This window comes from Pseudoalteromonas phenolica, from assembly GCF_001444405.1.
Taxonomy (GTDB): Bacteria; Pseudomonadota; Gammaproteobacteria; order Enterobacterales; family Alteromonadaceae; genus Pseudoalteromonas; species Pseudoalteromonas phenolica.
The window spans coordinates 296,712-323,183 of the sequence record NZ_CP013188.1 but is presented as its reverse complement, the minus strand read 5'-3'; the positions used below and the strand labels follow the sequence as shown (position 1 = coordinate 323,183).

Annotated in this window: 21 protein-coding genes; 14 read left to right on the top strand and 7 right to left on the bottom strand. The window is 40.7% G+C overall.

Annotated features, from left to right (window positions below; all coding sequences use genetic code 11):
- The first annotated feature begins 1 nt into the window (after position 1).
- Together PP2015_RS21960 and PP2015_RS21955 are read left to right on the top strand one after the other, a co-directional pair.
- Positions 2-172 carry a hypothetical protein gene (locus tag PP2015_RS21960; RefSeq protein ID WP_157599115.1) on the top strand — a complete coding sequence of 57 codons (171 nt, stop codon included), beginning with the start codon at positions 2-4 and terminating at the stop codon, positions 170-172.
- Positions 173-290: 118 nt separating this feature from the next.
- Positions 291-455 (top strand): hypothetical protein, encoded by a 165-nt coding sequence (locus tag PP2015_RS21955; RefSeq protein ID WP_157599114.1) that lies wholly within the window; start codon positions 291-293, stop codon positions 453-455.
- 12 nt (positions 456-467) lie between these two features.
- On the opposite strand, the gene PP2015_RS18625 is transcribed toward PP2015_RS21955, so the two are convergent.
- Positions 468-2,048: an EAL domain-containing protein gene (locus PP2015_RS18625; RefSeq protein ID WP_058032004.1), complete on the bottom strand. Its 1,581-nt coding sequence runs from the start codon at positions 2,046-2,048 to the stop codon at positions 468-470.
- 130 nt (positions 2,049-2,178) lie between these two features.
- Positions 2,179-2,685 (bottom strand): GNAT family N-acetyltransferase, encoded by a 507-nt coding sequence (locus PP2015_RS18620; protein ID WP_058032003.1) that lies wholly within the window; start codon positions 2,683-2,685, stop codon positions 2,179-2,181.
- 248 nt (positions 2,686-2,933) lie between these two features.
- Here PP2015_RS18620 and PP2015_RS18615 point away from each other — a divergent pair, with 248 nt between their 5' ends.
- Entirely contained in the window at positions 2,934-3,497 is a 564-nt protein-coding gene (locus PP2015_RS18615; protein ID WP_058032002.1) for a hypothetical protein, read from the top strand.
- A gap of 78 nt (positions 3,498-3,575) precedes the next feature.
- The gene (locus PP2015_RS18610) at positions 3,576-4,862 is read left to right on the top strand and encodes an oligosaccharide flippase family protein (protein ID WP_058032001.1); all 1,287 of its coding nucleotides are present in this window, start codon (positions 3,576-3,578) and stop codon (positions 4,860-4,862) included.
- 52 nt (positions 4,863-4,914) lie between these two features.
- On the opposite strand, the gene PP2015_RS18605 is transcribed toward PP2015_RS18610, so the two are convergent.
- Positions 4,915-7,044, bottom strand: coding sequence for a cation:dicarboxylate symporter family transporter (locus PP2015_RS18605; RefSeq protein ID WP_058032553.1), 2,130 nt, complete (start codon positions 7,042-7,044; stop codon positions 4,915-4,917).
- 363 nt (positions 7,045-7,407) lie between these two features.
- A complete protein-coding gene (locus PP2015_RS18600; protein ID WP_058032000.1) occupies positions 7,408-8,787 on the bottom strand; it encodes a M28 family metallopeptidase in 1,380 nt (459 codons plus the stop codon).
- A 276-nt stretch (positions 8,788-9,063) separates the two neighbouring features.
- Between PP2015_RS18600 and PP2015_RS18595 the strand changes: the two genes are divergently transcribed.
- From PP2015_RS18595 to PP2015_RS18585, 3 genes are all read left to right on the top strand, one after another.
- Positions 9,064-9,285: a hypothetical protein gene (locus tag PP2015_RS18595; RefSeq protein ID WP_058031999.1), complete on the top strand. Its 222-nt coding sequence runs from the start codon at positions 9,064-9,066 to the stop codon at positions 9,283-9,285.
- A gap of 180 nt (positions 9,286-9,465) precedes the next feature.
- The gene (locus PP2015_RS18590; protein ID WP_058031998.1) at positions 9,466-10,071 is read left to right on the top strand and encodes an arylesterase; all 606 of its coding nucleotides are present in this window, start codon (positions 9,466-9,468) and stop codon (positions 10,069-10,071) included.
- Between the two features lie 36 nt (positions 10,072-10,107).
- Positions 10,108-10,434 (top strand): hypothetical protein, encoded by a 327-nt coding sequence (locus tag PP2015_RS18585; RefSeq protein ID WP_128724381.1) that lies wholly within the window; start codon positions 10,108-10,110, stop codon positions 10,432-10,434.
- A gap of 84 nt (positions 10,435-10,518) precedes the next feature.
- Here the strand turns inward: PP2015_RS18585 and PP2015_RS18580 are convergent, their stop codons facing one another.
- A complete protein-coding gene (locus PP2015_RS18580) occupies positions 10,519-12,381 on the bottom strand; it encodes a DUF885 domain-containing protein (RefSeq protein ID WP_058031996.1) in 1,863 nt (620 codons plus the stop codon).
- A gap of 373 nt (positions 12,382-12,754) precedes the next feature.
- Here PP2015_RS18580 and PP2015_RS21720 point away from each other — a divergent pair, with 373 nt between their 5' ends.
- The 6 genes from PP2015_RS21720 (at position 12,755) to PP2015_RS18555 (ending at position 18,917) form a co-directional block, all read left to right on the top strand.
- Entirely contained in the window at positions 12,755-12,922 is a 168-nt protein-coding gene (locus PP2015_RS21720) for a DUF2986 domain-containing protein (protein WP_083496681.1), read from the top strand.
- Positions 12,923-12,989: 67 nt separating this feature from the next.
- Positions 12,990-14,090: a hypothetical protein gene (locus PP2015_RS18575; RefSeq protein ID WP_058031995.1), complete on the top strand. Its 1,101-nt coding sequence runs from the start codon at positions 12,990-12,992 to the stop codon at positions 14,088-14,090.
- Between the two features lie 92 nt (positions 14,091-14,182).
- Entirely contained in the window at positions 14,183-14,812 is a 630-nt protein-coding gene (locus tag PP2015_RS18570; RefSeq protein WP_058031994.1) for a hypothetical protein, read from the top strand.
- A gap of 1 nt (position 14,813) precedes the next feature.
- Complete coding sequence (locus tag PP2015_RS18565) at positions 14,814-15,557, top strand: DUF3307 domain-containing protein (RefSeq protein ID WP_058031993.1); 744 nt, start codon at positions 14,814-14,816, stop codon at positions 15,555-15,557.
- 101 nt (positions 15,558-15,658) lie between these two features.
- On the top strand, positions 15,659-16,459 hold the full coding sequence (locus PP2015_RS18560; RefSeq protein ID WP_083496680.1) for a substrate-binding periplasmic protein: 801 nt from the start codon (positions 15,659-15,661) through the stop codon (positions 16,457-16,459).
- Positions 16,460-16,622: 163 nt separating this feature from the next.
- A complete protein-coding gene (locus PP2015_RS18555; RefSeq protein WP_058031991.1) occupies positions 16,623-18,917 on the top strand; it encodes a collagenase in 2,295 nt (764 codons plus the stop codon).
- A gap of 115 nt (positions 18,918-19,032) precedes the next feature.
- Here PP2015_RS18555 and zapE read toward each other — a convergent pair whose 3' ends face one another.
- Both zapE and pulA read right to left on the bottom strand, forming a co-directional pair.
- On the bottom strand, positions 19,033-20,112 hold the full coding sequence (zapE, locus tag PP2015_RS18550) for a cell division protein ZapE (protein WP_058031990.1): 1,080 nt from the start codon (positions 20,110-20,112) through the stop codon (positions 19,033-19,035).
- A 421-nt stretch (positions 20,113-20,533) separates the two neighbouring features.
- Positions 20,534-23,332, bottom strand: a complete 2,799-nt coding sequence (gene pulA / locus PP2015_RS18545; protein ID WP_058031989.1) for a pullulanase-type alpha-1,6-glucosidase — start codon at positions 23,330-23,332, stop codon at positions 20,534-20,536.
- Between the two features lie 288 nt (positions 23,333-23,620).
- Here pulA and PP2015_RS18540 point away from each other — a divergent pair, with 288 nt between their 5' ends.
- Positions 23,621-26,413 carry a TonB-dependent receptor gene (locus tag PP2015_RS18540; protein ID WP_058032552.1) on the top strand — a complete coding sequence of 931 codons (2,793 nt, stop codon included), beginning with the start codon at positions 23,621-23,623 and terminating at the stop codon, positions 26,411-26,413.
- The last annotated feature ends 59 nt before the right edge of the window (positions 26,414-26,472 follow it).

Sequence of the window (26,472 nt, the reverse complement as noted above, 5' to 3'; positions counted from 1 at the left end):
TATGTACGCCGTCATTTTTAAAGCCATCGCCAATCAACAAGATTCTGACTATTCGAAAATGGTCAGCGTGATGCGTGAGCTCGCTTTTGAAAAGTACAACTGCCAAGACTTTTTAGCAGTGCAAGAGGGCGACCAAGAAGTCGCGATTTCTTATACCAATTCTCTTAATTAAGCGAACTATTTTAAGGCAAGGAAAACTAGTCGATAACGAGGCGAAAATTTTGCGATTTAGTTGTTCTAAATAAGAAATTTTCAACGAAGTTAGCGTCAGTTTTAGTCCCTTAAAATGATTGAGTATTATTGAGGATTGGTATTCTTGGCTTAACGAAGATGACATAAAACATTGGCACCAAGACAGCCAACATGCCGTTGCTCAGCAGTTAGGTCGAGATAAATGGTATAAATCTTATGTCGTCGAGGTTGTTGAGGTTAAAAGACGTTATAGCTTTGACTAAACTATCACCCTATTATCGAATGGGAATACCGCTCAGCAAACAGGCTTTGTGGTATTTCCACCCTTGATGTAAATACACGCCTTTATCGACTAAGTAATCTGCTTGCGCTTGAGTCTCAACCCCTTCTGCTACAACATCAATTTTAAAGGTTTTAGCAAGCTCTATCAGGGCATCTAACATAGTCGCAAGTTGAGATTCGGTGCCAATGGCCGCCACATAACTTTGATCGATTTTTATGATATCTAGTGGTAACGACTTTAAATACTGTAAGCCCGCATAGCCCGTCCCAAAGTCATCTATCGCCAATAAAATTCCTTCTGCTTTGAAGTCTTGAATGGTTTGCATCACTTTCTGATTATCAAACTCTAACAGCTCATTTTCGGTCAGCTCCAGTACTAGCAAAGGAATAAGCTGATTTAACTCCAAAATAAGAGTTTTAAAATGCGCGTCTTTTAAATGCTCGCCAGTGATATTGATATTCACCTTTTTAATTTTATGCTGTTGAGTGAGCACTTCCGCGTCTTGTATTAGTGTTTTTATAATTTCATAGGTCATTTCTTTGAGTAAGTTATTGGCCTCTATATCTGCCAAAAACAAGTTGGGCGTTAATATGCCTTCAATCGGGTCGTTTAGGCGCACTAAGGTTTCTGCACCGATAAAACCACGGGTTCTGGTATCCCAAATGAGCTGATAGAAATTAGTCACTTGTCCTTGCGAAATAGCGTCTTTGAGCTGACTTTTACGGCTTTGATAATATTTTTGATAGTTTTTAACTAATAAAAACAGCAGTAAAAATGTCACCCCATAAATGACTAGACTGATAGTAGATGGCTGATAGACTTTTTTATAAAGCGCATCTTCATTTATGGCTAACAACAGCGACAAGGATGATAAGTTTGTAAGGGGCGATGCCACCAGCACGTGCGACTGACTATCATCAAACAGGCTGCTTTCGAGCGTAATTGGCTCTTTAATAGGAAACAATTGGGTGTCAACTGGCAAGCTGTAATCACCCACCTTAAAAATAGGCACACCAGATTTTGAATCGGCAATCACAATGTAGTTATAAGGCCTATCTAAATCATCAAGATGGCGATTCAATATGGATTGCGGTAACAAAGCGTTTATTTCATAGCCATCGGTACGGGTTTTCGCGATAACCAGTGCAGCTTCACCTATAAAACTAGTATGAATTGGTCCAAAGAAACGTAGCTCTGCGGAACGAGCAGGCTTTGGTCCTGCGGTTTTAATTGGTGTATCGAGTTTGATCCAACTGGTACAGATTAGCTCCCCGTTAGGGTTCACAATGCCCATTTCTGCAATATTGGGGATTTTAAAGTGTGCTCGACGTAGTTCATGTAACGTTTGCGCATTACAAGAAGCGTCTAAATTGTCATGCTCAAGAAAGAAGTGATTAAGTTGTTCGAGTTGCTGATTTAAATCTCGCAATAGCCAATTAAAATCTGAATGTACCTGATTTAAAAGCGCAAACCTTTTGTTAGCGACCTCTTTTGGGTAAAGTATGGCAATGACGATAAGCATCCCTGCCAGCGCAATACTGAATGCTTTAAATTTATATCTGAATTTCGGCACTTTACCCTAACCTGATAGGTTTATACCACCATATAAACAAGCTTATGTAATAGCTTGTCTCAACTTTGATGCCATAACATTACTACAGATTTATTTCAGATAAATGACATTTAGGTACAGTTCAAACTGACTATAGAATCAAAGTCATAAAACACGAATGCGGATCAACCTCATAGTCGCCAAAAGGTCCACATGGTTCAAAGCCTTTTTTACGATACAACTTACGAGCTGGCGCAAAGAAATCCATGGTGCCAGTTTCTAAACTTAAACGTTTTACACCATTTAGCTTTGCATACTCAATAACATGATTAAGTAACTGACTACCCACTCCCGTACCTCGGGCTTGGCTGCTGGTTCGCATTGATTTTATTTCACAATGGTAGGGGGACAAATATTTAAGTGCGACACACCCTACTGCTTCGTTTCCTCGCCATGCACTCCAAAATTTAATGGTTTTACTTTGCAGTGCATTGATATTAAGCGTGTGAACACACTCCTCTGGAGAGTGCTCATACATATCAATGATATGCTCCTTTAGAAGCTTGATAACTTGACGCTCCTCTAATCCGCCAATACGCAATTTAGCGGGTAAAAAATGAAGAGATGCAGTGTTTTGGTAACTAAATGCCACGGTCATAATAAAGTCACTTTTGAAAATTATCCTACTCTCTTAAAGCAACTCTCAGACCATCTTTTTTACCATGATTTTATTGAGGAAAATTCACTGATATTTTTATATTGCACCAAGTTAGTATTTTCAACTGCCTACATCAGTGCAACAGCTTTTAAAACCTTCATGTAAGCTATTTTCGGTATATCTGATTATTTTGCTTTTTGTAGCTCCTTGCTTTTATCTTGTTCTAACAATAATACAGGGACACTATAATGAATAAATTACTTTTCGGTTTGAGTGCCATGCTCTCTGTCTCTCTTCTTGGTTGTCAAAGCACCGATACAGCCACACTGGATGAAACACATTGGCGTTATGCAACAGATCCACATGGTAGCCAAGCTATTTTGAATGGTTCTCTTGTCACTACAGAGCAGGTAGAAATTGCATTTAAACGCGTTCCTAGAGTTGATAAGCTAAACAACTCTTGGGTTGAGCTAATTTACGACCTACCAAACAAACAGTTGCCTGAGCAGGCAAGTATCACACTGACTTACCAAAGTGATAAAGACATGATCATCAAATTATCGCAAAAGGATTATGGGGGAGATGGTGATAAAACTTATGCTCATTACCAAACAGCTTTACCGGCTGCAAATGTTTGGACAACTCAAACTGTCACCCTGAATGATTTTCAACGACCGAGTTGGACACCCGCTTCTTCAACCGATAAAGGCATTATTACAGAGCATGTCTCTGCGCTTTACTTTGTACCGAAGTTAACCGATGCTCAAGGTGGTGAAGCATTTATCAAAATAAAAAATGTAAACATTAAGTAATACCTTAAGCAATCTACTTCCATATTCTATTCAAGATTTGGTGATAATTTATTAAAAAACGCGAATTAGGGTAAGAATGTGGAAGACCAAAAAAACTATTTAAGTCGAGGTACCTGGCTACTCGTTTTCTCAATAATTTTTGGTTATGCCGCTGATTATTGGTTTAATGTTACCTTAAGTCAGCATTTAGAAGCACATCAATATGGTGACTATAAAGTAGCTTACAGTATCACTATGCTTGCGTCAGTACTGGTTTTACTTGGAGGAGACAGACTCGCACCTCGAATCTTGTCAAAACATATAGCAGAAAAGGACAATTCCGCAGTATCAGCCTATTTAGCTTGCTATATAAAACGCGCATTCATCATTTCAATTTTTATTATTTCACTAATTTGGTTTTTAAGTTATTTCCATGTCATCCACTTCGATGCTGATGGCCACCATGCCCTATCTTTAATGATTGTTGCAGTCCCTATTATTGCGCTCGGTGCTCTATTAAGCCGAGTACTTCAAAGTGCGAAACTGTTGGCTTTTTCAAACTTACCATGGCGTGTTGCACTCCCTCTTTTAAAAACATGCGCAGTTCTAGCGTTAGCGTATTTTTATATTGATATTAATGTTGAGCTTGTCATCGTTGCGGGGATCATGATTGTGATTGTCATTGTGGTATGGCAAATATGGCTATTATTCCAAAAGAATATTATTACTCTCACCCCTTTTGAGCCTGTCATTTCTGACAAAGCACTGCTAAAACAATCTATTCCTATGATGTTAGCTATGCTGGTAACACTGATGTTAAATCAAACTGATTTATTAATGCTTGAATGGTTAGCAAATGAGCATGATGTTGGGCATTTTTCTGCTGCGAATACTCTTGCGCATATCATTCCTGTGACGCAGGTTACAATTGCGAGCTTATTTCTGCCACTCATTGGCAGACAACTTGATAACCACCCAGATTTAGCTAAAAAGCTTTTCAATAAAGCTCGAGTTATTACTCTCATGATGACAACTTTAATCGGTACTTTGCTTTGGTTTGTCTCTGATGACTTATTGAAGCTGTTCGGTACAGACTATTCTGATGCGAAAAATGCCCTACTAATATTAATTCCCAGTTATGCAATAACAGCAATTGCTGCTATCACTGCAACTTGGCTGCAATATACAGGGCAAGGTAAGCAAGTGGTTGAGTTTGGTGTGATTGCAGTTGCGATTAATGTAATTGCCAATATGTTGTTTATTCCTAAATTTGGCTTAACTGGTGCTGCACTTGCCACTGCTTTGTCATTATCAACATGGAGCTTAGCTGTGCTTTTACATCACCGCTTAGATAGTAACGATTTGCTCAGTTCCGTTGAGAGCTAAACCAACGAGAGCACGGTTTTAATCCGTGCTCTCAAACCTTTCTGGAGCTTCGCTACTTTTTCTCGCCGGACTCTATTACATCATCAAGTACCGACCAGCGGGTTTCTTTTGACTGAGTTCCTTGCCCTAAAATCCAGTAATTATAAGCATTATTAATGCTGCCATTAGTTTGTTGAATGGCCAGCCAAGCATCAAGGTAACTCAATAAATCTAGATTACGTTTTGCAACAGCAAAACCAACCGGGTATTTTTGCATGCCGCCTTCAGGCACAACCACACCATATTCAGGGTAGAACATGCTCCATGCAAACCCAGCTTCAGCACTAATAACCAAGCCATCAAACTTCTCTGGGGATTTAAAGTAATCTTGCAGAGTTGATAACTGTTTAAACTGAATTGAGCTGGTGCGCTGGCTCACTTGCTTTAACAACGGAGCGTATTCCATGTGCGCAATGTTTAAATTTCCAGAGTTTCGGATTTGCTCAACACTTTTAAAACGCGCGAGTTCATAGTCCTTCGCTAAAATAGCCAATTGCAGTTCTAGCACTTTGTGACTGAAACGCACCTTAGTTAAGTCAGCAACATTTATTTCTAATCCTGACATCGCAATATCGAAATAACCTTTATTAAGGTATTCACTCAATTGGTACTTTTTGAATGGAATAAATTCGACTTCAACATCTAAGTCACTGGCTAACTTATGGGCCAAGCTTATATCAAAGCCTACAAGTTCATTTTTCTGATTGAAATAGCTAAAAGGCACGTTATCTACTACGTAGCCTATGCGCAGTAGGTTACGCCTCTTAATGACATCAATGTTAGTTAAAGACAACTCGCCACTTTGGTAGGCTTTTGGCACATGGTTTAACACATGTGCTGGCACTTTATCTGACACCACCATGTTCGCTATGACTTCATTAGCCGCTTTGCTGCTCGCAGCCAGTTGAGTATTAAAGGTAAAACTGGCCAGCATAAAAGCAGGCAATAGTGCCGATGGTAAAATAACATAATAAGCCGCTCTTAAACGCTTAAAGTGCAGCTGTTTTCGACAGTAAAAAATGCTCAATAGCACAAAGGCGAAGATATATACCACTGTGGTTGGAGAGACGACTTTAGCACTCAATACCGACATTGAAAGATAAAGCTGATAGCTATCGGCTGGAATACGCAACGTATCGAGCATAAATGGAATGGCAATGTGTACATTGGCAAAATAACTTAACATAGCCGATAAAGTGACGTTAGGAATATCACTAAAACTGACCGGGTTGCCCGTAAGCCACGCCGCGAACATCACAAACATTAACGTAGTTAACTTACCAAGGCTTGGAAAAGTATAAGCAATTGGCACTAAGACCTCTGCTATATGATCCGCTTGCTCATCAGCCCGACCAATTTTGCGTAAATGCGCTTTAATGCCTTCAGTGATCACAGGCAAAACAATGAACACATTGCCAGTACTGAAAGCCGTGATCCATGCATTACGCATCACATAAATAAGATCTCGATATTTAACTGGGGTTGCAGCAGCCACCAGCATTGGCATGAGCACCAACATTAAATACAAACCAAGACATAATACCAATACCCAATAGACTTGTAAGTTATGAAGCTGCTCAACACTGAGCGTGCCCGCTGTACTTGCTGTCATTGCAAAAATACCAATTGGGAAGATCGCAATAACCTTTTTAGAGATCACCGTTAAGCCCTGCCCAACCACTTCTAAAAAATCGAGGACTTGCCCTTTACGCTTGTTGGCAATCAACGACATACCAAGCGCAATACAAAATATCACAATGGCAGGCACGTTACCTTCGGCCAAAGAAGCAAATGGATTATCGGGGATATATTGCTCAACAAAATCGATTGAGCCCGCTGGAGATACAAGCGCAGGTGAAAAAAACGTACCTGCATCATGTTGGGGCAGCGTAAACGCAAAACACCAAATTGCAGCCAAGCCTAACACCCATAACAAGACCATGACTGTGGCTGCTTTAACTAAAATGCTGCGAACTTGCTCGGGATTAAACTTACCTAAACCAACTATTAAACTGACCACAATATAAGGAAAGATTGTGATCTGCATTAGCTTAACAAACCCAGTACCTATGGGTTGTAAAAATGCCACCCGCTCACCAAAAATAAGCCCTGTTGCTACACCTAGCAACAGTGCCCACAACATCCAATTTCGGTTACCTAAAAAATCCCATAAGGTTTTCACAATGTCACTCGCCACTTATCATTCTTTAATACCAATCCGCAATAACACTTAATCATTTTGAGGGATTAAACCTGATGATAGCTGCGTTAAAGATTTCTCATTTAGAACAACTAAATAACGAAATATTTGCCTAGCTAGCAACAAGGTTTTCTTGTCTCAAAATAGACCACTTAGTTAAGCGGATTAGTATAAATCTTAATTTAAATTTAGAAAAAGAGCGGGATTATAGGAAAGTTAACTGACTTAAGAATGAATAAACCGTTTATCTGGCATAAAAAAGCCGAACTCAATGGCTCGGCCAAAATATTTAAGCGATGAGTAGACTTAGTCCCCAAAATCACCAGCGTGTCCTGGGAACACCACAGGGCTTTCAAAACCATCTTTGCTGACACTAGCAACGCCAAAGAAGTAGTTATCAATCACCACATTTTTCAGCGTATAGCTATCAACTTTGCCTACGAACTTGCTGTATTGCCATTGCGGTGCATCAGTTAGTCGCCAATAAATCTTATAACCTGCAAGCTGTGGGTTCTCTTTGCTATTTGCGAGCTGCCACGACAGTGTGGTGTCGGGTGAAACTGCCCCTTTAATGCTGACTTGTGCTGGTGGCGTCGGTGCCCAGGCCATTCCTGCAAGTGATACGGCATTGAGCGCTGTTAATTTAGCCGCATAATCGAAGTTAACGCCATCAATAGTGTCTCCGTACGCGATGCCGTTTTCGGTGCGTAAATCTTGATGCTGTCGGTTATAGTTCTCATTAGTTTCCATAATGCGCACACCAGGGAAACCTAAATCATTAAATGGACGATGATGTCCACCACGGCGGAATCTATCTAAACGATACACCACCATGGTATCTAGGTTTGGAATATAACGGTCGGCCATCCAGTCTATATAACGGGCTAAGTTACGGCTAGGCGAGTCAACTTCGCCACCTCGGAAACGACGGTTGCGAATGTCGTCTGCATTTTCTGTTTGTCGAGTGCCTTCGGCAAATATGCGTGCGGTAGTGTTATTGATCACCCCATTTACACCTTCAATGTTGCCGATCATGTCGTTGTTCAATACCGCCTTTAATCGCCAGCCATCTGCTTTTGCTTGCTTAGCCATAATCTTGCCACCGAACAATCCCTGCTCTTCACCTGCCAGTGCCGCATAGACTATGCTGCCGTTGAACTTGTACTTACTCAGTACCCGAGCGGCTTCTAAGGTGCCAGCCAAACCTGAAGCATTATCATTTGCGCCGGGTGCATCATCGGTGAAATTCATCACGTCTGTAATGCGAGAATCTATGTCACCTGACATCATCACAAACCGATTTGGATCTGTTTGTCCACGCTGTATGGCGATGACGCTCACAACTTCAGTAGCGTTAGGAATACGCTTTTCACCGCTGATAACTTCAGACTGATAGTATACTTCTAAGCAACCGCCACAGGCTTTAGAAATTGCTTCGAATTCTGCTTTTATCCAACGCCTTGCTGCACCAATGCCTCGAGTGTCCGACTCTGTCTCTGATAACGTATGGCGTGTACCAAAGCTAACGAGCTTTTTTATATCCTTTTCAATATTTGTAGCTGATACAGCGCGATTAATATCATGGAGTTTTTGTTGATCGATGTATTCGATTTGCGTGTGTGCATTCACTGTTGTCGCAACCAGACTTATTAACGAGGACAGTGCCATAGGTATATAGCTCTTCATATGTTGTCGCCTTTTTTATTCTTTTAACGTTTAAGTTATGCCTTTACGGCTAGTCTCACAAGTAGAGTCATCTTGCTATACGGTGAGTTCATCCCGTACGTTTTCATAGTGGAAACATTTTTATTGATGCACTGTAGGTATCATTAAAAATTAATAATAAAGGATGTTTTTATCTGTATTCTAGCGACAATAGTTGCAAGTTCTAAAAATACGGTGCAAATTTAGGGACTTGATAATGATTCTTAATAAACATTTTAAATAGGGTGCTTCTTTTAAATGGCAAAGCAAGTCGTCAAACCAAGCTCATATTTTTTAGCTGCGTTTTGTTTTTTGGCTTTATTAGTTTTCAATATGATTGAAAATAACACTTACAGCGTGGTGTTATTCTTTAGCTTATTTTTTCTTTCCTTGGTTATCGGTATCAACCAACGCTTTAACTTACTTAAATTAAAAGAACAGAAGCCGAAACGTCCTAATACATTAAACACCTCTCAATAAATGCGCTGCGCTCTTCTCGCTGTTGTTTAAGACAAACAAGCCATTTATATTACGACTCTGTTTCATTCCTTTTGCTTACATACCCAAATGACCTCTAAAGACATCTCGCTGAACTTTGTACCTTGAGATTATTTGGTTTTAAACACTTGTAAGCAACTTTCGTATACATAAGGCCACAGCATGAAATTAATAAACAATCTCTGCTTACTTTTTATTTTCTTTTTAGTCGGTTGTAGTGATGCTCCCACTCTAAGCCGTTTACAACAGGATGATGTCATTCTCGCTTTTGGCGACAGCTTGACTCAGGGTGTCGGCGTGTCGAAACAACATAGCTACCCAAGCGTGCTTGAATCGCTCTCAGGCGTCACAGTAATCAATGCAGGTATATCTGGAGAAACAACCAGTGAGGGGTTAAATCGATTTGCTGATGTCATTGAGCAGCATGCTCCAACATTAGTTATTTTATTAGAAGGCGGAAATGATATTTTACAAAATAAAAACCTTGATGAAACACAAGAAAACCTTAATGACATGATCGAAATAGCAAAAAGCTACGGCGTAGAAGTTGTGCTCATTGGTGTACCTCAAAAAAACCTTTTCTCAAGTTCTGCGCCGCTTTACCAAGCTTTAGCAGACAAACACCAAGTTGTATTTGAGCCTACATTAATTTCTAGATTAATGAAAAAACCATCCATGAAATCTGATTATATTCACTTCAATAAGGCTGGCTACAAAACAATGGCTGAATCAATTTATCAATTACTAACAGAAAATGGTGCGTTTTAATCACCGTTTTTCTAGATATAGACAGAACCCCTTCATATGAGTAGTATTAATTTTGTTCATACTGATAATTTAATAGCTCAAATAGATTTGTCAGATGTGAAAGGAAAAAAACTAAGAATGAAGGATACTAAAATGAAAAAACTACTTTTAACTGCACTGATTGCAGCAAGCACATTTGCTTTTAGCGCTACCACCGACGCTAGAGGGTCTAGTATAGAAGATTTTCGCTATTATCATTTCCAATGTTTAGACAGTAATAGCAAACAGTTATGGTTTGAAATTTCTTCAACTTATGATCGTTCTATAGGTGCTCGTTGTGCATCAGATGGTGGAACTATGCGAGTGACTAAAGTTTTTTGGTAAGTTAAACCAAAGCTGAGAGCTCATGGCCACTTATGTGGCCATTTTTGATCATAAATGTAATGACCTTGTCATTTTCTTTAACTATCAGAGTTTTTGTACTGCAATCCAAGCATCGACATCGCTTTCAACGATCGTAAGAGGTCGCGCTCCTTTAAGCAAAATCAAATCATGAAACGCTTTAATATCAAACTTGTCACCAAGCTCTGCTCTAGCTTTATCACGCAATTCAACAAACTTAATCATCCCTAACTTATAACCTAACGCCTGACCCGGCCATGCAATATAGCGATCTATTGCCGATACTACATCACTCATGGCTGAGCCCGTCGCTTCAGCGAAGTATTCGATTGCTTGCTGGCGCGTCCACCTTTTGTGGTGCAAACCAGTATCAACCACTAAACGTGCTGCGCGGTAAGCTTCAGCTTGCAGACGGCCTAGGTCACCAAATGGATCATTTTCATACATACCCATCTCATAAGCGACTAGTTCAGAATACAGTGCCCAACCTTCAATAAAGCCGTTAAATGATGCGTTTTGACGCATTAGTCCAATATCTGTTTGCAACATATTTAATGCAATTTGGAAGTGGTGGCCTGGTACAGCTTCATGATAAGTCAAAGTTTTTAAGCCAAAGCTTGGGACCGCTTTCATGTCTTTTAGATTAATAGCAAAAATACCTGGACGACTACCATCAAGTGACGGCGCATTGTAGTAACCACCCGGCGCACCAGCTTCAACTGCTTTAGGAATGCGCTTCACTTCAACTGCCTGAGGCGGTAATGAAGAAAATAAACCGAGCGCTTTCTCCTCTATGGTTTTGATTTCGCCACGTAAGAATGCCAATAACTCCTCACGACCAGCATCGCTGTCAGCAAATAAGAAACGAGGCTCTTCGCTAAGCTTTTGCATACGCTCGCCAACTGAGCCTTGTGTATAGCCATTATCTTTTAAAATTGTATCCATCTGCTCAGAAATCCGCTTAACCTCAGCCAAACCAACATTATGAATTTCTTCGGCGGTCATGGTTGAATCTGCTAGATATGTAATTTCATGCTGATAAAACGCTTCGCCATTCGGCTGCGCCCAAATACCTACTTTTGTTGGCGCTTTCGTTTCTAACACTTGCATATCTTGAACTACTTCAGCAAAAGCTGGATAGATCTCCGACTCAACAATATTCGCTGCTTTTTTAACTAAAACCGCTTTGGTTTTATCATCAAGCGTATTGAGCTCATTAAGTTTCTCAGCAAAACTACTCACCAATGGGTGTTCAGATGCATCTGGCGCTGTGAAATTATTTAAATATCCTAAGGTGTTTGGGAAAAGTGGTTTAGGTAAGACGATGCCTTTGCTGGCATCATCTGCCACCTTGCTGCGTACTTGCTCTGTTAAAGTCGCAAATGCAGACAAACGTTTAAGATAATCTGTGGCATCCTTCTCTGATGTAATACCATGTTGATCTTTTAGTATATTTGGAATATCAATTAATGGGCCTGAAATTTGATTTACTACATATGGTAAATGCCCGCCCCACGTATCAATATAACCACCACTGAACTGCTTGTCGCCCGCATAATAACGAGCAATTACTTCATTTACGGCAACATGTAAGCGGTCTTTCTCTGAGAGGTTCTTACTCTGCAATGCGTTAAGTTGCTCCGCCGCTTTATGCATATCTATTTGCAGGGCTTGCATGCCTGCCAATGAGTAATTTGGTAAACGATTTGCGTACTGACCAAACTCAGTGCTATCTAGTTTTAAAGACGTTGCTAAAGCAGGCTGATGATTGATGAAGTTTTTAGTATACGCATTAATCATGTTGTCGACTTCAACACGACTTACTTGAGCTTGTTGCGCCGCTACTGACTTTGTTTTTTGTGTTGTTTCAGTAGAGCAACCGGCGAGTACTGCACAAACGGCAAGTGCAGTTAGGGTTTGTTTGATCATATTTGGCTCCAAGGTATTCTCATCAATATCCTAGTTTTATTGCATGTGAACATTGATGCTTTTTATTACTTAGCTTATTTTGCACATTGTATACAATTATATTCGTTGTGCTAGTACAATAAGAAAGTACTTGTTGCTTTTTTGCTTAATGAAAAACAGTTATACCAGCCCTCTTAATTAAGCGCTCTATTTTGAGGCAAGGAAAACTGCTCGATAGCACCGCAAAAATTTTGTTGTTTAGTTGTTCTAAATGAAAAATTTTTAACAAAGCTAGCGTCAGTTTTAGCCCCTCAAAATGATTGAGTATTATTGAGGGTTGGTATTAAAATAGCCCTCTACCAACTTAACGAGATTGGCTGCATACGCCCCAACTATGAATAGACGTAAGAAAATCTACGAAAAGCTAAAAAAGAAAGACAAAAAAGCAAATGAAAAATTGCATAAGAGCAATAAACCAAAGTACATTTCTAAAGCTGAACGTGCCAAGTTAGAAGCCGAACAACAAGCTCAAACTGACAGTTCTACTGAAATTTGCGATTAGTGGTCATTCATGTTTAATATGCGCTAATCAAAATAAGTTAATGCTGCTTTTAAGGATGAATAGCATAATGAAGTTTAGACTTTTTTCTCTTGCCTTATCACTAACCGGGCTTTCACTTTTTTCTGGCTGTAGCAGCACGCTGGGCCTTAAAAAACAAGAGATGACAAATGCGCCTCACTGGTTTATCAAACCGGTCCATAAGCAAACAACCGGATTTATTGGCGCAGCTGCAAAGTATGATAGTCAAGGAAGGGTCAATATATCGGGAAGTAGAAAAGCTGCCTTAGTTAAATTACAAAGCCATCATCAGTTCGCGATAACTGATATCGACGCGCAACAGCTAGCCAGTTCCGCTAAGCTTGAACTCCCTTCAGGCAATGCAGTGCGCTTTATGCCAGAATTCTTTTATCAAGGTGTTATTTATAGTTATGCGACTCTTGAGCAAGATGCATTTGCCTTAAGCCAACAACAAACACTGACAACCTTGCCCACTTGCCAATTTCAGAAATGTAATCCAACATGGCTATGTGATGAGCAAACAAATACTATTACTGGTGTAAGCTTTTATACCAGTACACCTTATCAGCAACTCTCCATGGCTCAACAAAATGCAAGTGTAATTGCTGATTTACTCACTAGAAGCCAGGTGCGTGCCACGGAGTTTATTAGCCAATCATCTGACACCCGATTGAATAGGCAAACCACTAGCTTTAGTCAACAAAGTAATGTCCAAGCTAAAACTAATCAGCATCATGACATAGTACTTAATGAGCTATGTGAATATCATGGTACGCTAATAGGTAATTTTGTGTTGCCTGAAGGCGCTGTTGAACTACAAGAAAACTGGCAGTCTCACGCTGTTTATCAAGACCGCAGCTTGATCCAAGGCAGTTTCGGCCATGGCGGCACTATGTCTTCAGATTTATTGCTGAGTACGGCCATTGAGTTAGCCATAAAAGATGCGCTGATAGAATTGGCTAAAATAAAAGGCGTCGCCATTGAAAATACCAGTTCGCTGTCATTCAACAGTGGTTTTTATTTCCTTTCTAAAAGTAAAATGAAAGTCGATGAACAAGTTTCTGGGCAGCTACTTGATATCAAAATTAGCTATCAAAAAGATAACCCCGTTGTAAATGTTTGGGTACTTGAAGCGAATAACCAGCTTTAATACCCGTCAAAAAGAAACCAAATATGGTTACATTTGAATAAGCAACCACTTTAAGTTACATTAATTTAGGTTTCTAAAATTGGTTACTTAAAATGCGTAATTCACATCTAGACTACATGGGTATCATCACCGCCGATATTGTAAGTTCACAATCACTTGCTCAAAATGATTATGAGCACCTGCTAGCTCAATTAAAGCGTTACTTGGATAAACTCAAAAAAGAAGTAAGCGCAGAGTTTCACATTTACAGAGGCGATGGGTTTCAAATTGCGTTGCCGAAAGCAAAGGCCTTATTTGTTCATGCAATTAGTATAAGGCTGTTTTTTTTGCAACAAGGCTTAGATGTGAAATTGAGTCTGGCACATGGGCAAGTAAGATTATCTCCTGATGGACTTGCCACTTCGACAGGCGAAGCTCTAATACAAGCAGGCCATGGTCTTGATAACATTAAACATCAAAGATTAGTTTATAATAATGAGTGCGATGATAGCTTTTTACTCAATGTTAAATTCATTGATCTATTACTCAGCAAATTAAGCCATAAGCAAGCCCAAGCACTGCTTTTATATCTTCAACAAGATAAACCTGAACACGCGTATATTGCCGAACAACTCAATACCAGTAGAGTAAATGTAACAAAGTTGCTTAATTTGGCCAATTACACCCTAATTGATGAGTTCATTACATTGAGCGAGTCTTACATTTTCAGCAAGGAGAGATAATATGGCTGAATGGCAAACATTGCTCTTATGGTTAATTATTGGACATGTGGTTGCTGATTTTTATCTGCAACCGATGAGTTGGGTAAATGACAGAAATAATCGGCACTTTAAATCAACTAAAGTCATTTGGCACAGTTTAGTGCATGGTGTACTTGCCTTTATTGCACTGGCAGTATGGCAGCATAACTATGATTTTGGGGTCAGTAGTGCAGCTTTTGGTTATGCGACGCTTGTAACCGTTAGTCACTATTTAATTGATATCGGTAAATCATATTCGAGTAAGGGAGTGATACCGTTTTTACTCGACCAACTCGCGCATTTATTAGTCATTTTACTCATAACTTTTAATTTATCTGAGCCATTCCATATAAGTGAGCAGTTACTCTCATTCATTAGCACACCGAGTAACCTCATCATTGGGCTTGGCTATTTATTGGTCCTGACACCCGCCTCTGTGATGATCCGAATGCTACTTGAACGCTGGGCATATATGGGGAATGAAGAAGAGAGCTTGCCGCAAGCAGGGAACTTAATCGGGCAACTTGAGCGAGTACTTTTGCTTACTTGCATTCTGATTGATAGCTGGGCTGCTGTTGGCTTTATATTAGCAGCAAAGTCGGTATTTAGATTTGGTGATTTAACCGCAAAAAGAGATAGGAAACTCACTGAATATGTGATGCTAGGTACCCTCGTAAGTATATTGGTTACCTTGAGTGTGGCAGGGTTAATAACAACTTTCTTATAGTCTTATAACCTAGCTCAAAGAATAATGCGAAAAAAACAAAAAGCAGACGAAGTAAACGTTTTAATGAACTATGATTAAACAAGTTATAGTAAGGCTACTCTATGCTTGTAAGAATTTTCACTTTTTGTTTTTTTCTAATTGGAATACACGCTCACGTTAATGCCAAACCGAACTGCCAAAGCATCACCATGTCGGCGCATCCAAATTACCCTCCTTTTCATTGGCGCAGTGGCAACACCCTAACAGGTGCATCTATTGAACTAAGTGAACATATATTTTCAGAATTAGGCGTAAAGGCACATGTTGTTTATATGGGGCCTTGGAAAAGAGTTTTAAAAAGTGCCAAAGATAGCAAAGTAGACTTCATTCCTGCTTTGAAGAAAACACTTGAAAGAAAGACATATTTAGATTTTACAAAAGAGAGTTTTGCGGCTAATCCTGTGGCGGTATTTACTCGAAAAGGAGAAATAGTACAACTGAATGGTCTATGGCAATTATCGAGAATTAACGGCAGCATAAATGCAGGGGATAGGCACGGTGAACTTATAGATACTTTTCTAAAACGACAACCCAATATTCAACGGATCCATGGTATTGCCCAGAACTTTCAAATGTTAAGTATGAAGCGAGTCGACTATGTGATCACAGGGTTGATGTCGGCCCAAAATTATCTAAGAAGCAATAGGCTTGAAAATAAATTTGATGTCGTATTACAGCTAGATAACTATGAAGTACACAATGCTTTTACTCAGCACTTTTCAAAAAAATGTCCGCAAGTGGTTAAGCAATTCAACTTACGCCTTAATGAGTTGAAGCAACAAGACAAAATCACGCCAGTACTAAAACATTATCAACAAGTATGGTTATCTCTCTCTGATAAAAATCAGCATTCTCCTCCTTAATTTAGACTCAAATTCACTATCTAAAAACACTGAATGCCTATGCACTCAGTAAGCTGTTTTGTAATAAAAACAGCAAAACTGTATACAATATATATTATTCATGTTAAAAATTTCATCCTCTTTAATACCAAATATCATAAAAAAACAAAAAAGAGGTCAAAGAATGAATAAGAAAAAACTGCTAGGTCTATGCATCGCGTTAGCATTAACAGGCTGTAATGGGAGTGATAGTAGTCAACCAGAAGTGCTTAAAGAAGAACATTCTGATTCTGGAGCAGGCAGTGATAACTCAGGTGAAAGTGGCTTTCCATACGCTGAAGAGCCGATCTTAACCTTAGATATTGTTAAGAAAGGCCTTTCAACATCAGAGCCTATTGGCTATTACATCGATCTTGAAGAAGCTGCACCAACCTTATTGGTTAGTTTAAGTCGCGGCGAAGAAAGTTTAGAACTGGGCGATCCTGATATTTACATTAAATACGAAAGCTTTCCTGAGGCAGGTGATGCCCCCGTATTTGATTGTGTATCTTTTAATAGCCCTAATAGTCACGAAACTTGCATAATCGATAACCCTCAACCTGGTCGATACAATATTCTCATAGACGCCTATGATGACAAGGCTGTGAATGACGCAACACTCTTTGCTACTACATCATTATTCGCCAGCAGCGAGTTATGTGCTGATATGGTTCAGGTTCGCATTCAAGAAACGATGGATGACGAAGCAAAAAAGCGTATTTGTGACACCTTGATAGAAACCAAAGCTCGTTTCGAGACAGTACTTAATGACAAACTATCAGCAGATACAGGTGTACCTGTACCGAACGATTTAAATGAGATCACCAATATTAATATCTTTGCTAGTCTGTCAAACCATATGAGCTGGGTCGAACACTTATGGGAATCTGATAACAGCAGCGGTATTTATTTTGAAACTGCGCCGACTGAATGGTACCACGACTCAACCATTCTTACTTTTAATGCCCTAGAGTGGAGTGGCGGTCGCTCAGTTGTGCGATCACTCGCTCATGAGTACGTACATGCGCTTGATGGCCGATATAACAAAGAAGGTGGTTATAACGGCGACTTAGGATGGTGGACAGAAGGGTTAGCTGAGTATGTAGGGACCTATTATCAGCGCCCATATCAAATGTTACTCGATGCTAATCAAGAAACAACTTATTCGCTCAGCGATATTACAACTCCCACCATTAGTTACAGCTCTTTTTATGATTGGGGCACTTTAGCCGTCGCTTACATGATTGAGCAGCACCCTGGAGAAGTTAAAACTCTCATTGCGAATATGCGCGCTGGTGAATGGGAAACAGTGAGTACCCAGCTAGCAGAATTTTCAACTGCCTACGAAGAAAGCTTTAAAACATGGCGTACAACGACCTTAGTTGATAACTTTAAAGCAAGCGCACAACCTTTAACCTTAGGTGAAGCGATGCCAATTAACGGGCGTGGTGGCTGGGTATATAGTGTCACTCTATCAGAAGAGACACCCGCGTTAACCTTCAAAACATCTGGTGGCTCGACCAACGTGGACCTTTGGGTGAGCAAAGACTCACCTGCACACCCAGCTATAGATCAGGTTGTGCTTTGCAGCTCAACCACAGAGTCATCCAATGAAGAGTCTTGTTCGATTGAAGCACCAGAATTAGGCACTTACTTTGTCACAGTAGGCTCTGATTTCGCTGGCGCAGATATTTTAGACCTATATTTAACGGCATGTACGGGCATGGACTGCAATGTAGATTTACCTGCACCTATGTCACTGATCACACCTGTCGAACCATACCTGCCTCACTGGCCAGAAAAAGGCACATTGGGCAACTGTAATTTAGTTGAAACCTATGGTCGAAGCCGCCAGCAGATAGAAGGTTTCACTGTCAATAATAGCTCTGACAAAGATATTCAACTGTATTGGGTCAATAACTACTCGGGTGCTCAGCCAAGCTCTGCATTCCAAACATTAGCAGCAGGTGAAACATTCAACGCGGATAATTGGGTGATCGGCGATCGTATGATGCTAGGCGATGTTGCGGGTAACTGTTTAGGCGTTGCCATCGTCAACGATACTGATAATAGCTTCGAAGTGGATGCTGAGTTTGTAAAAGATGCAGTGAGCGAAGCCCCTATTCCTGTCGCAACCGCTGAAATTGGTAGCTGCGAATTACTCACCACATATTCCCGACAAAGTAACAATGCGCCTGAATTTGCAGTACATAATCAGTCTGAGACACCTGTGACATTGGCATGGGTCAACAACAGTGATGGGTCTTTATATTATGGTAACTATGGCACGCTCGAATTTGGCGACAGTTACGCTAATAGTAATTGGGTTGTAGGCGACCGTATGGCACTGATGGGCAGTGATGGCCAATGTTACGGCGTGCTCGACCTCAATGATAGCAGTAACATTTATGTGATTGATGAAAGCTTATTTAAAGAATAACGCTTTTTAAGCACAGACCTACTTTGAGTCACCTGCAAATAGGTGGCTCACACAAATCAAAAGAAACAAGGATGTTCTTTTCTGGCACTTCAAATGTTGCATACCCTGATCATGTTTAATCAAATGACCAGCTCTGCATTTCTACTAAACGGCTTTTAGTTCGCTCAAACGCAAAGGCCAATTGTTCACCCACATATAATTCGCATAAATCACACTGTGCATCTATTACCAATAAACAATGCTGTTCGTAACACTCGTCAACCAGCGCAATAAAACGCCGTGCTTCGTCGTCAAAACGGGCATTCTGAATGTTTGAATGTGCACGTTGGTAACCGTCTTCTATACCTTGAGTTACTCGCTTTTCATCTGGTTCAGCGCCCATCTTTGGCACTTTGCTGACAAATATAATTCGGTGATTTTTCGCCAGCTCGATATAATCTGCAGTTGCTCTTGGGGTTGAGCACAAGGCCATAAAATCAAACAAATAACCGTGTTCACTTTTACCTAATACTTCGACTTCTCTGCGGCATATCTCGATTTTTTTCGTTTCTAACACACCATGAACACGTTCAAATTGCGCTAAGAACTGAGTCTGGTTTTGCACAAAGTAATAGGTGTAGTTCGCACCATGGGCAAAACGATGATCAACCTCTCCTGCCACATTAATGACTTCACACTTCGACAGTAATAGATCTATGGTCGGCAAAAACCGTTCTCTTGCTAAGCCATTATGATAAAGCTGTTTAGGGTGTGCATTTGAGGTCGTTACCAGTATCACACCTTCTTTAAACAGTGCTTCGAATAGTCTTGCCATGATCATGGCATCACCAATGTCAGTGACAAAAAATTCATCAAAACACAGTACCTTGGCTTTACTTGCCCAGTCTTTTGCAACTTGCTGTAAAGGGTTAAGCGTACCTTGAAGTGCGTTAAGCGCTTGATGCACTTGTGCCATAAAGTGATGAAAATGCAGTCTTTGCTTTGTTACCCTCGATAAATGTGCAAAGAACAAATCCATCAGCATGGTTTTGCCTCTCCCAACTGGGCCATATAAATATAAACTTTGACATGGCTTGCCCTGTTCAAGTGCATTCGCCAACGTATCTAAGGCATTCAACGCGATCATTTGGGCAGGATCTTGAGTCAGCTTTTGAGAATGAATTTGTGAAAAGTAACTGTCAGAGAGAGTTTTCATACTAGAGCGAAATAGAAAAAAGGTTGTCTGTAGATTATTTTACAGATTTTGCTAAAAAGATAAGACTATTTTGATTTATACCAAACCGCTTAACTAAGTGGTCTATTTTGAGGCAAGAAAACCTTGTTGGTAGCACCGCTCACGCGTCCTGCTATCGCTGAGGTACCTACATCCATGTAGGCAAGGCAAAGATTTCGTTATTTAGTTGTTCTAAATGAGAAACCTTTAACGCAGCTATCATCAGGTTTAATCCCTCAAAATGATTAAGTGTTATTGCGGATTGGTATTATTAAAAAGAAAAAAGCGCCGGGGGCAGCCAGCGCTTTTAGATTCGTATTCAAGGGGAATTGAATACCTTTACTCTCAGTAATTTAACCAGTATAGATGAAATCACTAAAAGTCCAGTAAAGTATAGGTCGTTTTACTTATACTTGACTAAGACCACTGTGCTCAGTGCCGGTACATCAATTCCCTCTGCTGTAATTTTTGTCTCTTTGACCACAGGGTCATGACCCTGTTTTAGCACTGGATGTAACTGGTAATCTTGACTTTCGACAACTTTGAATGAATTTTGTTCATTATTAGCATTGAAGATCACCAAAATACGCGAAAATTTGTTATCTACAGCCTCACCCTGAGTATCATCTAACTGCATAACAATTAGACCTGATTGATGATTTTTATCATTCACTGATTTTTGCGTATTTAAAAATTGGACTTTTTGCTGAACTTGATCTGCGGTTGCAAGACGGAATAACTCAGAACTATTTCTGATTTTCAGCATATCGATAAACATGCCTTTTGCCAGTTTAATATCTGCTGAATTCACATCGTCTCGGTCTTGGTGACCAGCAAGTACCGTTTTGATTAAAGGCCAGTTATCTTTGTCTTTATCGGCAGGTGGAAGACCTACATCATAGTTATTGCTTTGCCCCGCAAAGTCTGTGGCATTAAACCAATCTCCATAATCATAGCTGTCACGTAAAAATGACTTTGAGCGCAATAGCTCAGATCCCATATGAATAAACGGAATACCTTGACCATACATTACATAACTCATGCTTTGTGCATGTAAACGCACACGTTCAGTGGTCGTTAAATCAAACGCTAGGCGGTACTGGCTGTTATCCCATAGAGTTTGGTTATCATGCTTAGACACATAGTTAATGGTGTCTGCAGGGTCAAACGCATAACCTGTAGGTTGGTCGCCATAAGGCACGTCTTTACCTAAACGTTTATTTAACCCATTGTATTTATTTGCTAAGTCATATTCAGCGAGATTACCCGCCATACCGATGCGCACTTGATCCATCGCCACAAAATAACGTTGTTTGCTTTGTGCGTCAGTTTGTAATTCGTTAGGTAATGTTAGCAGACCATTACCCACTCCTTGCGTGTCACGGGTATTGTTGCCAGGGCCTCGAACTGCATCGCGAAGGCGGTCGCTAAATGTGCCAATCTCAGTGCCACCCAACTCTAACTGACTGGCCTGCACAAATTGTGCATTATTGGCTACTTCACCGAAGTTCCAACCTTCACCGTAAAAGTAAGTATCTGGATCAACTTCACGTACTAGCTCTCTCGCTTGTAGCATTTCAGCTTTTGGTTGGTGCCCCATTAAGTCGAATCTAAAACCATCAATCTTGTAATCACGCGCCCAAGTCACTAATGAATCATTCATCAGCTTTGCCATCATGGTACGCTCAGTTGCAGTATTACCACAGGTGTAACATGTTGATTGCTCAACAATACCTGTTGTCGGATTTAAGCGGTGATAATACCCCGGCACAATTTTATCGAGCACGGAATTTTTAGCTAAACCGTATTGATGGGTATGGTTATACACCACGTCCATGATCACACGAAAGCCCATTGAGTGAAGGTGTTGTACCATTTCTCTAAATTCAACAATACGCGTTACGCCCATCGAATTTGTCGCATAGCTGCCTTCTGGCACTGTGTAATGGAATGGATCATATCCCCAGTTGTAGTTATCAAATTGACGTAGTGCACTGACAAGCTTTTGCGCCTTAGCTGAGTCTGTTGGATAATTTTTTAATACATCGACGACTCGTGTGCCTTTTTCCCAAGTGCTTTGACACTCATCTAACTTAGGTAGCTGCTTACACACAAACTGCATACTTGACGTATGATCAATGACCGTTTCAGCATCTTCATTGATACTTCCTAAATCATAAGTCGGCAGTAGATGAATGTTATTTAAGCCGGCATCTCTTAACGCCGTTAAATGCTTCATGCCATCTGAGTTCATATCAGTAAATGCCAAATATTTACCACGCCAAGCAGCGTTGCTCAGCGCTTGATCACTGGCACTAAAATCGCGAATATGGGTTTCATATAACACATTGTCTTCAGGCTTGTTGATGCTCGGCACCGAATGACTTGCCCACCCCGTTGGCTGCGTGACTTTATCATTCAAGTCAACAACTTGGGCATGGGTACTGTTTGTAGACAAACTCAATGCATAAGGGTCGGTAGTAACAATTGTTTCGACTTTTTGAGTTTCTGGGTGATAAACGGTGATTTCATACTGGTAATAATCAAGCGCAGCGACATTGTCCGCCTTTACCTGCCAGACGCCGGTATTTTTATCTTCCTGCATAGCAATTTTGCTAGCCGAATTATGAAGACTATTACCAAACGCCAGCAAAGTTACTTTTTGCGCTGTAGGTGCCCACAGTTTAAATTGCACAGAATCTGCCAGTACAGTGGCACCTAGATCAGACACTTCATTGGCATCATTCGCAGTTAAAGTATAAAGCGAATCTAATAGCTCACCTTGCTGTACAAAGCTCACAAGTGCGCCTTTACTATCAACCACACTGACCTGCCCTTTCGCCCAGCTTTTCGCTTGCTGATTGGTAAGCGCAACTTTATATGCCTTAAAATCAGCCAAATGCGGATAGCTAGCGGTGACCCAAGCCGGTAATTCAACTGCATCTAATGCCGCATTCTGTGACATATGTCCTTCAAGTAATGCCGTTTTAAACTGTAAATTTGTCGTCGCAATAGAGGGCGCAAGTAGAACTAACTCAGACGTTAGCCAGTGCGCAGCATAAGCGGCCTGTGGTGCGAGTTGTTCAACTTGTTGTTCTGGTGCTTGTGATGTATCCATCATTTGGCAAGCACTCAAAGATGCCACAAGCGGGATTATTGTCATTTTTGGAATTAAATCCAAAGACTTTGTTACTTTACGCATTGGCGAGTCCCATTATTGTATAAGTATTTTCAACTAGCCCATACGTTACTGAATGCCCTATATTCGACACAACCAAATGAATAGCTTTTGCATACGTATTCAGAGCACATAGTCTAAACTGGTAACTATGAATACGTATGCATTAACTATTCATCAACACAACACGGCTATATATTAAACTCCGACAACCCATAACACGTTGGCATGACCGAACGATTACATAAGTAACTATAAAACTTGGCATGTTAACGGTAAAACCGAACACCTATGGCAACGGGGATAAAACAAATGCAAAAACTAAAACCAAGCAAAGTGACCTTGGCACTTTTAGCAAGCGGCTTTGCTGCGATGAGTGCTCCAATGTTTGCAGTTGCGCAAGATGCTGAGCAAAAAGCACAAAAAGACGTTGAAGTTATAGAAGTAAAAGGCTTCCGCCGCTCGCTAGTTGAATCAATCAACGCTAAACGTTTTTCTACCAGCGTAGTTGAAACCATCTCAGCTGAAGACATCGGTAAACTACCAGACTCTTCAATCGCAGAATCTTTATCTCGCCTGCCAGGTCTTGCTACACAGCGTTTAGATGGCCGTGCAAGTAAGATCTCAATCCGTGGTTTCGGTGAAAATGAAAGCGGCACAACACTAAACGGCCGTGAACAGGTTTCGATCAGCGACAACCGTGGCGCTGAATTCGACCTTTATCCATCTGAAATTATGAGTGGCGTAACCGTTTATAAAACACCAGATGCAAGCATCGAAGGTGAAGGTATTGCAGGTACAGTTAACCTACAAACAATCAAGCCATTAGACCAAGACGGTCGTATTATCCAAGTTAATGGCGTTATCGAAAAAACCAGTTTCGAAAAACTAAATCCAGATGGTGAAGACAAGGGTCATAAAGCAACCTTCTTCTACCTAGACAAATTCGCTGATGACACGATCGGTGTGGCATTTGCACTTAACACCATGAGCTCTCCAAACCAAGAAAAGCGTTGGAATGCATGGGGTTACCCTGAGTTTGAACAAGATGGTAAAAAGTACTCTATCTTAGGTGGTGCTAAACCATATGTTCGTTCTTCAGAGCTTGAGCGTGATTCAATGATGTTTGTACTAGAAGCGGCACCGCGTGATGACGTACGTATGACCTTCGATGCGCTATATGTAGATTTCTTAGATAAACAGCGCCTGCGTGGTATTGAAATTCCATTTGCATGGGGCCAAGGTACAGTAAGCGCAAATTCAGTAGATGATGCGTCAGGCTTTATTACTTCTGGCACAACTACGGGCCAGCGTGTTGTAGTGCGTAACGACTACAACGAACGTGATGCAGAGATGAAGTCATTAGGCTTCAACACAAAATGGGATGTAAATACAGACCTAACGCTAGACTTTGACGTCAGCTATTCAAAAGTTGAAAAGAAAATCATCGGTATTGAAAGTTACGCCGGTACAGGCCGAGGCAATGACCGTGGTGAAGCTGACACACTAAGCTATACACTTGACGGTGGTAATACTGGCGCGAAATTTAACCACAACCTTAACTATGCTGATTACGACCTGATTCAATTAGGCGGTCCTTTAAGCTGGGGTTGGAGTGGCGCGTTAAATGATGCGTTCAACGTAACAGGTACTGATTTTGAAAACCAACTACAAGATGGTTTCATTAATACACCTGAAGTAGAAGACGAACTTAAATCTCTGAAATTTGCAGCAACTCAAGCAATCGAGAATGACTTTATCTCTTCGGTTTCTGCTGGTATTTCATACCGTGACCGTGAGAAGGCAAAATTATCAGAAGGTTACTTCTTAACACTTTCAAGCTTCAGCTACCCTAGTAATACAGGTATGATGGTGGTGCCAGAGCAATATCGTCTGGGTACAGCTAACCTAGATTTCATTGGCATGGGCGAAATGATTGCTTATGACGTAAACGGCCTTGTTCGTGACGGCTATTACTATGGCTTGCAAGAAAGCTTAACTAATTCATCTCACGCAACTAAGTCTTGGACTGTTCGCGAGAAGGTCACTTCTTTATTCGTAAAAGCGGATATCGATACAGAAATAGCTGACATGCCATTAAGTGGTAACATGGGCTTACGTTATGTGCGCTCTGAGCAGTCTTCTAAAGGTAATGCGTTTAACACAGTTGACGGTAAAGTAGTTACTTCACCTACTGACATCAGCCATGATTACAATCACCTTCTACCAAGTTTAAACTTAACGTTAAAGCTAGACGACGACCAATCAGTACGTTTTGGTGCAGCGAAAACCATTTCTCGAGCACGTCTTGATGAAATGAATGCATCATTCAGTGCAACATACAATCAGCAACCTGATTCTAATGGTAACAACTGGTCAATCGGCGGTGGTAACCCAGAGCTTGAGCCAAAAGAGGCATTTGGCCTTGATTTCACTTATGAAAACTACTTCAGTAGCGAAGGTTACTTTGCAGTTGCACTATTCCATAAAGACATCACTAACTGGCACTTCGATGGCCAATATGCCGTTGATATGACTGGTGTTGCAGATCCAGCAACTGGCGCTATTCCTGCAAATCCAAATGGTACAGGCAGCGGTAAAGTCAATGGTGGTGAAGGTACACTTTGGGGTTATGAGCTATCAGGTACATTACCTCTAAATGTATTTTCTGATGCATTAGACGGTTTTGGTCTTATCGCAAGCTACACAGGCGTTAAATCAGACCTTAAAAACCCTGAAGGTGCTGAATACAAGATCCCTGGTCTCTCAGAAAGTATTTCTACATTCACTTTCTACTACGAAAACCATGGTTTCTCTGCACGTGCCAGCATGCGTAAGCGTGATGACTTCAAAGGCGACGTGAATGGTATCGGTTTCACAGCGACACAAGTAGACATCGAAGGTGAAACAATTTGGGATGCGCAAATTGGTTATGACTTTGGCGAAGGTGGCTTCAAAGATCTTGAAGGCCTATCTGTATTCCTACAAGGTTACAACCTAACTGAAGAACCATTCACTACGCTAAGCGGTGACAATGCGTTACAGGTGCGTGATTACCAAGATTACGGCCGTAACTACTCGTTAGGCTTTGCATATAAGTTCTAAACGAGCGTGATAAAGCTAAGTTAGTTATGATAGCCCTTGCGATGAAAATCCAAGGGCTT